The 12,973-nt window shown below is 65.8% G+C and carries 10 protein-coding genes and 3 pseudogenes; 8 read left to right on the forward strand and 5 right to left on the reverse strand.

All coding sequences use genetic code 11. The features are described from left to right. Positions 1-2 precede the first annotated feature (2 nt). Both BMG07_RS04075 and BMG07_RS04080 read right to left on the reverse strand, forming a co-directional pair. Positions 3-1,070 (reverse strand): NAD(P)-dependent alcohol dehydrogenase, encoded by a 1,068-nt coding sequence (locus BMG07_RS04075; protein WP_198083480.1) that lies wholly within the window; start codon positions 1,068-1,070, stop codon positions 3-5. Between the two features lie 108 nt (positions 1,071-1,178). Further along, positions 1,179-2,324, reverse strand: a complete 1,146-nt coding sequence (locus BMG07_RS04080; protein WP_198083462.1) for a CaiB/BaiF CoA-transferase family protein — start codon at positions 2,322-2,324, stop codon at positions 1,179-1,181. Positions 2,325-2,629: 305 nt separating this feature from the next. On the opposite strand from BMG07_RS04080, the gene BMG07_RS04085 reads away from it, so the two are divergent. Then, a complete protein-coding gene (locus tag BMG07_RS04085; RefSeq protein WP_198083463.1) occupies positions 2,630-3,754 on the forward strand; it encodes a flavin reductase in 1,125 nt (374 codons plus the stop codon). 261 nt (positions 3,755-4,015) lie between these two features. After that, positions 4,016-4,402, forward strand: a complete 387-nt coding sequence (locus tag BMG07_RS04090; protein ID WP_198083464.1) for a nuclear transport factor 2 family protein — start codon at positions 4,016-4,018, stop codon at positions 4,400-4,402. 189 nt (positions 4,403-4,591) lie between these two features. Here BMG07_RS04090 and BMG07_RS04095 read toward each other — a convergent pair whose 3' ends face one another. Then, a complete protein-coding gene (locus BMG07_RS04095; protein WP_198083465.1) occupies positions 4,592-5,488 on the reverse strand; it encodes a LysR family transcriptional regulator in 897 nt (298 codons plus the stop codon). Positions 5,489-5,908: 420 nt separating this feature from the next. On the opposite strand from BMG07_RS04095, the gene BMG07_RS43970 reads away from it, so the two are divergent. Beyond that, positions 5,909-6,751, forward strand: a complete 843-nt coding sequence (locus tag BMG07_RS43970) for a helix-turn-helix domain-containing protein (RefSeq protein WP_198083466.1) — start codon at positions 5,909-5,911, stop codon at positions 6,749-6,751. A gap of 147 nt (positions 6,752-6,898) precedes the next feature. Here the strand turns inward: BMG07_RS43970 and BMG07_RS04105 are convergent. Continuing rightward, positions 6,899-7,569 (reverse strand): annotated as a pseudogene (locus BMG07_RS04105) (RraA family protein). Positions 7,570-7,610: 41 nt separating this feature from the next. After that, positions 7,611-8,818 (reverse strand): annotated as a pseudogene (locus BMG07_RS04110) (aspartate transaminase). A gap of 162 nt (positions 8,819-8,980) precedes the next feature. Here BMG07_RS04110 and nac point away from each other — a divergent pair. The 5 genes and pseudogenes from nac to BMG07_RS04135 all read left to right on the forward strand — a co-directional run. Further along, positions 8,981-9,918, forward strand: a pseudogene (gene nac, locus BMG07_RS04115) (nitrogen assimilation transcriptional regulator NAC). 159 nt (positions 9,919-10,077) lie between these two features. Beyond that, on the forward strand, positions 10,078-10,506 hold the full coding sequence (locus BMG07_RS04120) for a biotin/lipoyl-containing protein (RefSeq protein WP_198083467.1): 429 nt from the start codon (positions 10,078-10,080) through the stop codon (positions 10,504-10,506). 16 nt (positions 10,507-10,522) lie between these two features. Beyond that, complete coding sequence (gene accC, locus BMG07_RS04125) at positions 10,523-11,875, forward strand: acetyl-CoA carboxylase biotin carboxylase subunit (protein WP_198083468.1); 1,353 nt, start codon at positions 10,523-10,525, stop codon at positions 11,873-11,875. After that, positions 11,872-12,540 carry a 5-oxoprolinase subunit PxpB gene (pxpB, locus tag BMG07_RS04130; RefSeq protein WP_198083469.1) on the forward strand — a complete coding sequence of 223 codons (669 nt, stop codon included), beginning with the start codon at positions 11,872-11,874 and terminating at the stop codon, positions 12,538-12,540. The genes accC and pxpB overlap by 4 nt, the downstream gene beginning before the upstream one ends. Next, on the forward strand, positions 12,537-12,973 hold a 437-nt coding region (locus BMG07_RS04135; RefSeq protein ID WP_374221230.1), incomplete at its 3' end, for a biotin-dependent carboxyltransferase family protein. The genes pxpB and BMG07_RS04135, both read left to right, overlap by 4 nt.

Genomic DNA, 12,973 nt, shown 5'->3' on the forward strand with positions numbered 1-12,973 from the left:
GTTCAGGGGGAGATCGCAACCTTCAAGACACCATCGCGCTGATGGCTGAACAGGTCGTAGGCCTCCACGATCTGGTCGAGCTTGAAGCGGTGCGTGACCAGGGCGCCAAGGTCCACGCGGCCGGATTCCAGCACGGACATCATTCGTCGCATGCGCTCCTTGCCGCCCGGGCACAGCGTTGTCACGATGCGATGATCGCCGAGGCCGGCCACGAAGGCATCCACCGGGATTTTCAGGTCGGAGGAATAGACCCCCAGGCTGGAAAGGGTCCCGCCGGGGCGCAGCACGCGCAGTGCGGCTTCGAAGGTGGCTTGGGTGCCCAGCGCCTCGATGGCGGCGTCCACGCCGCGGCCGTTGGTCAGGCGCAGGATCTCCTGCACAGGATCGACCTTGCTGGCGTCGATGACCACGTCGGCGCCGAGGCGCTTGGAGGTCTCCAGGCGCTTGGCGAGCAGGTCGACCGCGATCACCATGCTGGCACCGCTCAGGCGTGCGCCTGCCACCGCGCACAGGCCCACCGGCCCTTGCGCGAACACCGCGACGATGTCTCCCAACCGCACATTGGCATTCTCGATGCCGGCGAAGCCGGTCGTCATGATGTCCGGGCACATCAGAACCTGCTCGTCCGTCAAGCCGTCCGGCACCGGCGTGAGGTTGAACATCGCGTCGGGCACGACCACGTATTCGGCCTGGCAGCCGTCGATGGTGTTACCCAGATGCCAACCGCCCAGCGGCTTCCATCCGCTGGGCGTGCCGGGGCCGTCGTGTGAGCAGAAGCCGCACTGGCACGCATTGCTCCAGCCGCCCGGTGTGATGGAGCCCGTGATGGCGCGTTGTCCTTCGTGGTAGCCCTTCACGGCGGAGCCGAGCTTTTCGATGACGCCGACCGGCTCGTGCCCGATGGTCAATCCTCGTTCCACCGGGTACTCGCCCTTGAGGATGTGAATGTCGGTGCCGCAGATGGTGGTTGTCGTGATGCGCAGCAGCGCATCGTTCGGACCCACATCGGGAACAGGCTTGTCCTCGAGCACGATCCGGCCGGGCTCCGCAAAGACGGCGGCCTTCATCATCTGCTTGGTGTTTTTGTACATCAAAGTCTCCTTGTTGGTGGTCAATGGCAGGTTTTCAGTTTGAAAGAGGCGCGCTTGCCGCATACCCGGAGCCAAGCGCACATTTCTTTACCGCAGGATGCTGACGGGCGCGGCGAACTCGCCTCGGATCCGCTTGCTGTGTTGATCGATGGCGGGCACGGGCGCAAAGCTCTCGTCGTCCCATTCCGTGAGATAGGGCGTGGCCGGCACCTGCACCTGGTGCCCGTTGACCTTCATCGGCCGGGTCCGCAGTTGAGGGTGGTCGATCAGTTCGCGCACCGAATTGATGGCGCCGTAGGCGGTCTGCGCATCGGTCAAACGGTCGACCGCCTGCGAGCAGCTCAGCGCATTGAAGACCTCCTGGATCAACGCCTCGAGCGCCTCCCGGTTGCGGGTGCGAACGTTGTTGTTGCAGAAGCGAGGATCCTCTGCCAGCGCGGGCTGGCGCATCACCTGGCCGCAGAAGTTGCGCCATTCCCGCTCGTTCTGGATGGACAGCACGAGCTCGCGTCCGTCGCTGCAGGTGAATGCGCCGTAGGGTGCGATGCTCGGGTGCTTCAGACCCACCCGGCCAGGGGCGCCGGCGCCATAGCGCGCCTGCAGGTAGGGGACGGTCATGAGTTCGGCTGCGGAATCGAACAGCGACACCTTGATGGCGCTGCCGCGTCCGGTTTTTTCTCGTTGCAGCAGCGCTTGCTGGATGCCGATGAGGGCGTTCATCCCGGCGGTGATGTCGCAGATCGATACGCCGATGCGGCCCCAGGGCCCAGGCGCGCCGCTGACGGCGACCAGGCCGCTTTCGGCCTGCACCAAAAGATCGTAGGCTTTCAGGTCGCACAAGGGCCCCGACTCGCCGTAGCCGGAAATGTCGCAAGTAATAAGTCCGGGGAATTGCTCGCGCAATTCGGAAGAGCCGAACCCGAGGCGGGCGGCCGCCCCGGGCGCGAAGTTCTGGATGTAGACGTCGGCTTGGGCGATGAGCGCGTGCAGCTGCGCCTTGTCGTTCTCGTCGCGCAAGTTCAACGCCAGGGATTCCTTTCCCCGGTTGATCCACACGAAATAGGAAGATTGCCCGAACACGGCGTCGTCGTACCCGCGTGCGAAGTCGCCCTCGGGCCGCTCGACCTTGATGACGCGGGCACCGGCATCGGCCAGGCGGCTCGAGCAATAGGGCGCGGCGACCGCTTGCTCCAGCGCGACGACGGTGATGCCGGCGAGAGGTTTTTGTGGCATGAAACTCCTTTGAAGGGGAAGGCAAGCGAGCCCTGAGGATGAGCTGGGCCGGGTCGAGCCGGGCTTGCGTGCTTACGTGCATTCTTCGAAATGTGCGCCGGGCCTGTCCATCCGAACTTCGACAAGGGGGGCTTGCCAAAAATGCGCCTGGGGTAACTACGGGGTGGTGGTGACAGCGCCCGGCGAGAGGGGGCTAGGGTTTCTCTGGACTTCGAGTCGGTGGCAGGTTCGATTGACCAGAATCAGCTTCTGCACTGGATGCCCGATGCCTAGCATTCGAGCGATACCCCTGCCAAGAGCCCACCATGAGCATCCAGACCGCAGATACGTCCCAAGTCACCGCCGAATTCAAACGGGCCATGCGCCGCCTGGCAGCGACCGTGACCATCATCAGCACCGCCGACGTCAACGGCAATCGGTACGGCATGACCGCGACGGCCGTCAACTCGCTGTCGATGGACCCGCCCTCGCTTCTGATCTGCGTCAACCACAGCGCCAGCATTCATGCGCCATTGATCGGACGCGAGCGCTTCTGCGTGAATGTCCTGACGACCGAGCACGAGGACCTGGTCAGCGCTTTCAGCGGAAAGCTGAAAGGAGACGCGCGTTTCCAGGTCGGCGAATGGCGCAACGAGGATGGTGGGATGCCGTACCTTGAAGGTGCGCAGAGCAACTTGTTCTGCGACATCGTCAGCGTGCTTCCGTTCGGTAGCCATTCCATCGTGATCGGGCGCGTGACGGCAGTGCGCGTCGAGGAGGGCATTCGGCCTCTGATCTTCACCGACGGTAAGTTGGGGGCCACCGAGTCGCTCACGGGGCACGTGCGCATCTCCTCCAATCTTTCGACCCTTACGCAGTTTCTACCGGCGGACACCGAGTCCTTCCTGAAGAGGCATCCATTGATCCAGGTGCACCTCGAGGAGCGGGTCAGCACCGCGGTCGTGACGGCCGTCCAGGAGAATGCCTGCGACATCGGCTTCATCGTCGAGGGACCGAAGACGAACGGGCTCGAAGTGATTCCCTATCGCGAGGATCGTCTCGTCCTCACGGTGCCGGCGGACCATCCGTTGGCCGGGAAGACATCCGTCAAGTTCGTGGATACCTTGGACTACGACTACGTCGGGCTGCATACCGGCAGTCAGATCAACCTGCAGATTCAGCGCGTTGCAGCGGAGTTGGATCGGGCATGGCGCTGCCGCATGCAAGTTCATACCTATGACGCCCTCGCAGCCATGGTTCAGGCGGGCCTTGGCATCGGGATGATTCCCTGCAACATGGCGCAGCTCTATGCGAAGGCGATGAATATCAAGGTCGTAGAAATCGACGAGACGTGGACGCATCGCCGGCACGCGATTGTCATTCGCTCCTACAACAGTCTGCAGGCGGCCGGAAGACGGCTTGTGGATCACCTCAAGCGCTGTTCGCCTTGAACCTGGAAAGCCCGCGCCGACTTCGCGAACGAGCGGGTTGCCACGGCGTTCTGCAGCTCGACCGCAAAGGGTGCGATGTCGTCTATCGAAGGGGGTGCCAATGGGCTGACAGTTTTGATCCATCTCATTCACGCGAGAAGGCGCGGCCGGCTCGCAATCGGACGAATGTTGATTTCGCTGGCGTCTACGCCCGCACAGGACACGACGCGACCCGGTAGGTCAAGGCGGAATCGATCGAAAGACTTTCATTCTGGAGTTTCCATGTCATTCAAAAAGAACGTCGGTGCCATCAGCGACTACAACGCAGTTCATCAGAACATCAAGGAAGGCTACGTCCAGGGATTGATCGAAGGCAACCTTGAACTGATCCTCAGTTCGTTCCACACCGACGCCACAATGTTCGGCTTCTTCGAGGGCGCGCTGCTCGGCGGCTCGATCAGAAACTTGAGCGAATACGTCAAGCAGTATGGTCCCGCGAAAAACATGACGTCGCGTATCGACGTGCTGGACATGACCGAGACCCTGGCGGTGGTTCGACTCGAACTGGAAAACGCGGCCTGCGGCAAGGACTACACCGACTTTCACGCCCTCATCAAGATTGAAGGCAAGTGGCGAATTGTCTCCAAGATGTTCCATATGTACGGGTGATTGACTTGCACGGGAGCTCCGGAACCGCTTCCCGACTCCCTGCAATCGATGTGCCGCTTCGACAAGGCCCGGTCTGGCGCATGGCTCCATCGGGATCGACGCGTCCGGGTACGTGCAATGCCATGGATGCGCCTGGTGCGAGGACGATCTGCAACTCGCGGGCAGCGAAGGCCTGCGCAAAGGCGATGACTAGCCGGTTTTCGATGCCGCGCAAAGATGGTTCAAAAGACTCCCGATCGAGCCATTGCCGACGCTGTCCTTGCGTACGCATATCAGCATATTTCGCTGTGCCCAGCTCTCCGCCAGGGGGCGAACTACCAGGCCCATTCCCGCGCCGATCGCCGTGGCGGCCTGAAAGGGGAGCAGGCCGATGCCCATGCCGGATTGCACCATTCGGCAGACTGCCTCGAAGCTGCGCACTTGTATGCGCAACTGCAGCGTTTTCTCGGCGACGACAGCCTGCTCGGCAAGCAGCCGCATCATCGAAGCGCCGCTCTCCAGCGCGACAACATCGTGATCCAGCACGTCGACAAAACGAAGACCCTCGCGGGCCGCGAGTTCGTGATTGCCGGGGATCACGGCCGCCAAGCGGTCATTGCGATAGGGGAAGAACTCCAGGCCGTCCACGCGCGGCCCTTCCACGATGATGCCGACGTCGGCCTCCGCGGACAGCACGGCTTTGACGATCTCGGGGCTCCAGCGTTCCTCGATGACCAAGCGGATTTCCGGATGCAAGCGAGAGAAATCCGCCAGGTCGCTGGGCAGATACTCCGTCATCGCGGATGTGTTCGCCATCAGCCGCAACACGCCTCGCCGTCCGGCCGCGTGGTCGCTCATGTCCGCTTGCATCTGGTTCATCAGCATGAGGAGGGACTTGGCATGCATGAGCAGGGTTTCCCCTGCCGGCGTCAGCTCGACGCCTCGCGGCGAGCGCTCCAGAAGCGGTGTCTTGAACCGATGCTCCAGCAGGGCGATGCGGCGGCTGGCGGCAGCCAGGCCGATGTACGAGGCGTCCGCCGCCTTTGTGAGGCTGTGCAGTTCGGCTGCCCGGACGAAAAGTGCGAGGGAATCAATGTTGGGCAGCATGGCGCATCGGGGGGTGGAACGGGCGAGATGCGGCATGCCTCAGAGCCGCAGCGCGCGCATGACTCGAAGACGCGCGGCGCGCAATTTTGCGATGGAACGCCCATGTCCTCTATCCAAAATCGGCGTATCTTTTGGCGATGCGGGCGCCCGGTATCTTGATGCTCCCTTTGCAAGGGCGTACCCGTTGCAAAGGGCCCTTTTGCAGGTAGGTTTTCTAAAGGTTTGGAAAGAGGAGATTGCGTCGTGCCATCCCACCACCCGATTTCGGCGTTGCCATCCTCTTCGAGGGTGGCTTGCGTGGGGTCAAATGATCCCTTTCTCCAGTCTCGGATCCTCCCGGATTGGAAGCAGGACTACACCCAGTTGTCGTGCGGAAGCTTCAAGGGAGGGGTTGCTCGCGCCTCTCTTGACGGAGTGCAGGTGTTCCGCGAATGGATCAATCAATCCGTGGACCAGCGCGCTGCCGCCGACAGCGATATCTTCATGGTCGGCGTGACCCTTCATCAGGGCGCCAGTTCCTGGCAGCACCGGGAGATGCGCGCTGACTCGCTGTTCATCTTGCGACCTGGAGAGGAGGCACGCTTTCGGGCGACGTCCGACAACGACATCCTGGCTGCAACCATCGATGCATCGCTGCTGGAGACCCTTTCCCAGGGCCTCTACGGAACAGGCACGAGTGAGCTGATGGGCGGCGCGTCCATTCTTCGGCGCGATCATGAAGCTTTCGACCGGTACAAGTCGTTGTTGCTCAGTGCGTTGGGCTCGGCTGTACGACACCCCGAGCGGGTGGATGGCGAGTACGCAAGGCTCCAACTATCGGAGGAGATCGCAATTGCGGCCCTTCAGGCGATGGGTAGCCTGTCTGCCGGGTCGACACATGCCGCGCAAGATCACAGGGTGCATCGAGCGCTTGTGGATCGAGCGCGCGCGTTCATCCTCGATCATCCGTCCGGCAATCCGACGGTGGCACAGTTGTGCGAGCACCTGCGGATGAGCCCGCGCGGATTGCACGACGCATTTGTCCAGGTGCTCGGGGTCAATCCAAGCACATACATCCGTCAAGTCCGGCTGCATCAAGCGCGCAGGGAGATCGCGAGGGGTGTTCTGGGCGTATCCGATGCGGCGCTTCGATGGGGGTTCTGGCATCTTGGAATGTTCTCCCGCTACTACAAGAGACAGTTTGGCGAACTGCCCTCGGACACGCGGCGCAATCCGCCCGGTTTGGCGCTGCGAGCGTGGCCGTCCGCCAGTCCGACCGATTGAAGTTGATCGGGAAAGGCCTCGTCACTCGAGGCCCCGTTCGCCTTGTCTGATCGATCTTCGAGTGAAGGGCAAAGCGCTTGGGCGCGACAGCGCACCCAGCCCCCCGGGGCAACGTGGGATGAGCGGGATGAGCGGGCGCGCGCAGTGTCAGTTGGCGCAGCGCGCTTCCAGCGCATCCAGAAAAGACCGGTCCCACCGTCCTTCCTTCATGGCCTGTATCGTCCGCGCCTCCGTGGCCAGGTGCGCGCGGGCTTTCTCGATCAGCAGCTCGGCTTCGTCGCGCGCGAAGGCCATCAGGCCGTCCTGGTCGCCGACCACGATGTCGCCGGGGTTCACCACCATGCCGCCCACCGACACGGGCACGTTGATTTCGCCGGGGCCGTCCTTGTACGGGCCGCGGTGGTTCACGCCGCGCGCGTACACCGGAAAGTCGCGCTCGCGGATCTCGGCCACGTCGCGAATGGCGCCGTCGAGCACCACGCCCACGGTGCCGATGGTCGCGGCATAGAACGACAGGATGCCGCCGATCACCGCGTTCGTCACGTCGCCGCCCGCATCGATCACGAGCACGTCGCCGGGGCGGCAGAACTCGAGGCCCGCATCATCGTGAAGTTGTCGCCGCCGCGTGTTTTCACGGTCACGGCCGTGCCCGCCATGGTCTTGTGTCCGGGGCGGTGGTAAGGCTGCAGGCCGACGCTGCCGATGTTGCGGTGCATGTTGTCGCTCAGCGCGGCGACCGGAATGTCGTGGAGCGCGGCGATGACGGCCGGCGCCACTTGCGGGGCCGAGGGGTTCTTGCGGATGGCGTTGTAGGGCATGGGGTTCGTCCTCGGTAGTTCAGGCACAGGAGCGGGGCGCTTCAGCGAAGGGCGGCCACGGCCCGCGCGATGCGCGTGCAGCCTTCTTCCAGCGTTTCGATGGCGGTGGCGATGGAGAGACGGAAGTAGGGCGACAGCCCATACGCGGTGCCTGCAACCACGGCCACGCCTTCGCTTTCGAGCAGGTACATCACGACGTCGCCGTCTTCGTCCAGGCGCTTGCCTTGCGGCGTGGTCTTGCCGATCAGGCGCCGCAGTGGATGTACAGGTAGAAGGCCCCGGGCGGCGCGGTGCAATGCAGGCCGGGGATGCCGTTGACGAGCGCCAGGGTGCGGTCGCGGCGCTGTTTGTAGATCGCCACGCTTTCGGCCACGAAGCTCTGGTCGCCGTTGAGCGCGGCCGCCGCCGCGGCCTGGCTCACCGAGCAGCAGTTGCCGGTGGACTGCGACAGCAGCGTGTCCAGCGCCTTGACCAGGTCGGCCGGACCGGCCGCATAGCCGATGCGCCAGCCCGTCATCGCATAGGTCTTCGACACGCCGTTGACGACCAGCGTGCGCTCGCGCAGCGCGGGCGCCGCCGCGAGGATGTGCGGCGTCGCCTCGCCGTCGAAGCGGATGTGCTCGTAGATGTCGTCGGTCATCACCATCACGTGCGGATGGCGCTCCAGCACCTGGGCCAGCGCGCGGTACTCGGCGCCCGTGTAGCTGGCGCCGGTCGGGTTGCTGGGCGAGTTGATCAGCAGCCAGCGCGTGCGCGGCGTGATGGCCGATTCAAGCTGCGCGGGCGTCAGCTTGAAGCCGTCGGTTTCGGGGCAGGCCACGGTGACCGGCGTGCCTTCGCAGGCCAGCACCATGTCCGGGTACGACACCCAATACGGCGCGGGAATGATCACCTCGTCGCCCGGCTCCAGCGTGACGGCGAAGGCGTTGTAGATCGCGCTCTTGGCGCCGCTGGTGGCGATGATCTCGTTCATCGCATAGCGCAGGCCGTTCTCGCGCTCGAGCTTGGCGGCGATGGCCTGGCGCAGCTCCACCGTGCCGGCCATCAGGGTGTAACGTGTCGCGCCTTTCTCGATGGCGGCCGCGGCGGCCTGGCGGATGTGGGGCGGCGTGTCGAAGTCGGGCTCGCCCACCACGAGGTTCACGATCGACCTGCCCTGGCGTCGCAACTCGTTGGCGCGGTCGGCGGCGGAGGTGCTGGGCGAGGGCTTGATGCGCCGCACGCGGGCGGCAATGCGGGAGGGCGTCACTTGTCTTCCTGGGTTGGCGATGGCATGGACCGAACGGTACGCACATCGACCACGCGAGGCCAAGACGAGATTGCACTGGTTGTATAGGCGCAGCTTATGGTGACCCCCGATGGCTGCCGCGCGGAGGCAGTGCTAGGCTTGGCTTTTGCTTGGGGACAAGGCGTGAACCTGCGACGCCTCAAATATTTCGTGAAGATCGTGGACATCGGCAGCCTCACGCAGGCGGCCGAGGTCCTTTTCATCGCCCAGCCGGCGCTGAGCCAGCAACTGGCCACGCTGGAGGGCGAGGTGCGCCAGCAGCTGCTCGTGCGCACCAAGCGCGGCGTGACGCCGACCGAGGCCGGCAAGGTGCTGTACCGGCATGCGCAGATCATCCTGCGCCAGTGCGAGCAGGCGCGCGTGGACATGGAAGCGGCCGGCCAGGGGCTCTCGGGCCAGGTGTCGGTGGGGCTTGCGCCCGGCACGGCGGCCTCCGCGCTCTCGCTGCCGCTTCTGCGTACCGTGCGCGCCCGCCACCCCGGCATCCTGCTTTACCTGAACGAGAACTACGGCACCACGCTGAGCGAGCTCATCATGAACGGCCGCATGGACCTGGCCGTCCTGTATGGCGACAAGGCGATCCACGGCCTGAGCTTCACGCCGCTGCTCGAGGAGCCGCTGTTCCTGGTCGGGCCGGCCGCCACGCCGGCGCCCGCGCAGCCCGTGAAGCTGACCGACCTGCGCGACATCGAACTCTTTTTGCCGCGTCCCTACAACGTGGTGCGCAAGCTGGTCGATGCGGCCTTCGTGCGCGCGGGCATGGTGCCGCGCGTGGTGGCCGAGATCGAATCGGCCTTCACGCTGACCGCGGCCATCGCCGACGGGCTGGGCGCGACCATCCTGCCGGCGTCGATGGCGCGTGAAGTGGTGGCGTCCTGCGGCGCCTGGCAGTGCCAGATCGTCGAGCCGGTCATCGAGCGCCGCTGGCGCTGTGCCAATCGGACCACCTGCCGCTGTCGGAGCCCGCGCAGGCGGTCAAGAGCATCCTGCTGGAGCTCGTGGTCGATCTTGCCGGCACCTTCGCGGCCACGCCCGAGCCCGAGCTGGCCGTGCTGTCGTAACGCGCCGTCGCACGGGGCGTCATAAGCCGACCTTATCCCGGCACAGTCATTCCGTCTTGGGCTTTGTGCCCGCGGCCCGTTACCTTTCATGCCTGCCGTTATGCGTTCGCGGAACGCGTCGGTCACCAAGGATGTTCTGTCGCCACAGACAGGCCCGGCATGAAGCAGGAACAGATCAAGACGCTCATCGACGCACTCGCCGCCTCGGACCTCGCGCAGCTGGAGTACAGCGAAGACGGCAGCACGCTGCGGCTGGTGAAGCAATCGGCGTTGAAGTCCGCGCCCGCGGTGCGCGGCCCGGCGGTTGCGCGCAGGGCGCCCGTCGCGATGCCGGTGCAACCGGCGCCTGCCGCCGCGGCCGAATGCCTCGCGCCACTCTACGGCGTGGTGCATTTGCAGCCGACACCCGGCGAGCCGCCCTTCGTGCAGCCGGGGCAGGCCGTCGAGGCCGGACAAGTGCTCTGCGTGATCGAGGCCATGAAAATGTTCAACGAAGTCCGCGCGGACGCCGCCGCCACCGTGCTGGCCGTGCTGGTTCGTTCGGGCCAGGAAGTGGACGCAGGCCAGCCCCTGTTCCGCTTCGGCTGAAGGAAGGCGCTGCGCGATGTTCGATTCCGTCCTCATTGCCAACCGCGGCGAGATCGCCTTGCGCATCCTTCGCGCCTGCCGTGGCCTGGGCCTCAAGACCGTGGTCGCGCATTCCGAGGCCGACCGCGACGCGAGCTACGTCGCGCAGGCCGACCAGGCGCTGTGCATCGGGCCGTCGGCGCCGGGGCAGAGCTACCTGAACCAGGCCGCGATCCTGTTCGCCGCCGAAGTCAGCGGCGCGCAGGCCGTCCATCCGGGCTACGGTTTCCTGTCGGAGAACGCAGCCTTTGCCGCGCGCGTCGAGCAGGCCGGCCTTGTCTTCATCGGCCCCAGCGCCGCCTGCATCCGCGTCATGGGCGACAAGGTCTCGGCCAAGCGCGCGATGCGCAAGGCCGGCGTGCCCTGTGTGCCGGGGCCTGACGAAGCATTGCCGCAAGACCCGGCCGCCGTGCAGGCCCTCGCGCGCCACATCGGCTACCCGGTGATCGTGAAGGCCGCGGGCGGCGGTGGCGGGCGCGGCATGCGCGTGGTGCACGACGAGGCCGCGCTGCTGGATGCAATGGCGCTGACACGTGAAGAAGCGCGCCAGGCCTTCGGCAATCCCGAGGTCTACATCGAGAAATTCCTGCTGCATCCGCGCCACGTCGAGATCCAGGTTCTGGCCGACAGCCACGGCAACGCCGTGTGGCTGGGCAGCCGCGACTGCTCGCTGCAGCGCCGCCACCAGAAGGTGATCGAGGAAGCGCCCGCGCCCGGCATCGACGACGCGCTGACGGCCGAGGTGGGCGAGCGCTGCGCGGCCGCCTGCCGGCAGATCGGGTACTGCGGCGTCGGCACCTTCGAGTTTCTCTACGAGAAGGGCGCCTTCTACTTCATCGAGATGAACACCCGCCTGCAGGTCGAGCACCCGGTGACCGAGATGACCGCCGGCATCGACATCGTGCAGCAGCAGCTGCGCATGGCGCGCGGCGAGCGCCTTGCGTTGACACAGCGCGAGGTGCGGTGCCAGGGCCACGCGATCGAGTGCCGCATCAACGCCGAGAACCCGGACACCTTTGCGCCCGCGCCGGGGCGCATCACCGGCTGGCAGGTGCCGGGCGGTTTCGGCGTGCGCGTCGATTCGCACGCCAACGCCGGCTACCGCGTGCCGCCTTACTACGACTCGATGATCGCCAAGCTGATCGTGCACGGCAGCTCGCGCACCGATGCGCTGGCCCGCATGCGCCTTGCGCTCGACGAGATGCGCGTCGACGGCATCGCGACCAACGTGCCCCTGCACCGCGAACTGCTGCGCGACGAGGGTTTTGCCGCTGGCGGCGTGGACATCCACCACCTCGAACGCTGGCTGCGGCAAAGGAGCGCGGCGTGATCGCACAACAGCCATCGATCAGCCTGCTGGGCACGACCGCACTGATCTTCGAAGCACCCGGCGAGATGAACCTCAGCTCGCAGCAGCGCATCTGGGCGCTGGCGAACGAAACCCGGGCCTGGCCGGAGATTCGCGAAGCCGTGCCGGGCATGAACAACCTGATGCTGACCTTCGTGCGCCCGCCGCGCGGCCTCGATGCCCTGAAGGCGCTGGAAGCGCGCCTGCGCCATGCATGGGACGCGGCTGTCGCGCTGCCGCGCGAAGGCCGCGTGGTCGAGCTGCCCGTGGTCTACGGCGGTGAGGGCGGCCCGCACATGGCCGACGTGGTGGCGCACACGGGCCTGAGCGTCGAGCAGATCGTCGAGCTGCACAGCGCGCCGCTGTACCCGGTGTATGCCCTGGGCAGCCACCCCGGCTACTGCTACCTGGGCGGCATGGATGCGCGCATCGCCACGCCGCGCCGCAAGGTGCCGGTGCTGAGCATTCCGGGCGGCGCGGTGTCGATCGGCGGCGCGCAGACCGGCGTGTCGGCCTCTGCGGGGCCCAGCGGCTGGAATACCATCGGCAGCACCGCGATGTCCTTCTTCGACCCGGCGCAGGACCCGCCCGCGATGCTGCAGCCGGGCGACATGATCCGTTTTCGCGTGGAGGGTATCGTCCGATGATCGAAGTGCTTTCCTCGGCCGCGCTCGCCACCGTGCAGGACCTGGGGCGCACCGGCAGCCTGCGCTGGGGTGTCGGCACCTCGGGCGCCATGGACAACCTCTCGCTTGCCGCTGGCAACCTGCTGCTGGGCAATGCGCTGGGCGCGGCCGCCATCGAAGTGCCGGTGTTTCCGTTCAAGGTGCGCTTCGATGAAGACCGCGCATTCGCGCTGACCGGCGCCGATTGCGCGGCCCGGCTGGACGACCAACCGCTGCTGCCCTGGTGGGTTCACCAGGCGCGGGCCGGGCAGGTGCTGACGCTGGGCCTGCCCCGGGGGGGCGCGCAGCGCGGCAGCCGCGCCATGCTGTGCCTGGCCGGCGGGGTCGACGTGCCCGAAGTGCTGGGCTCACGCAGCACCCAGCTGCGCGGCGCCTTCGGCGGCCATGAAGGGCG

The sequence above is a fragment of the Variovorax sp. E3 genome, assembly GCF_016082275.1.
Classification (GTDB): Bacteria; Pseudomonadota; Gammaproteobacteria; order Burkholderiales; family Burkholderiaceae_C; genus Variovorax.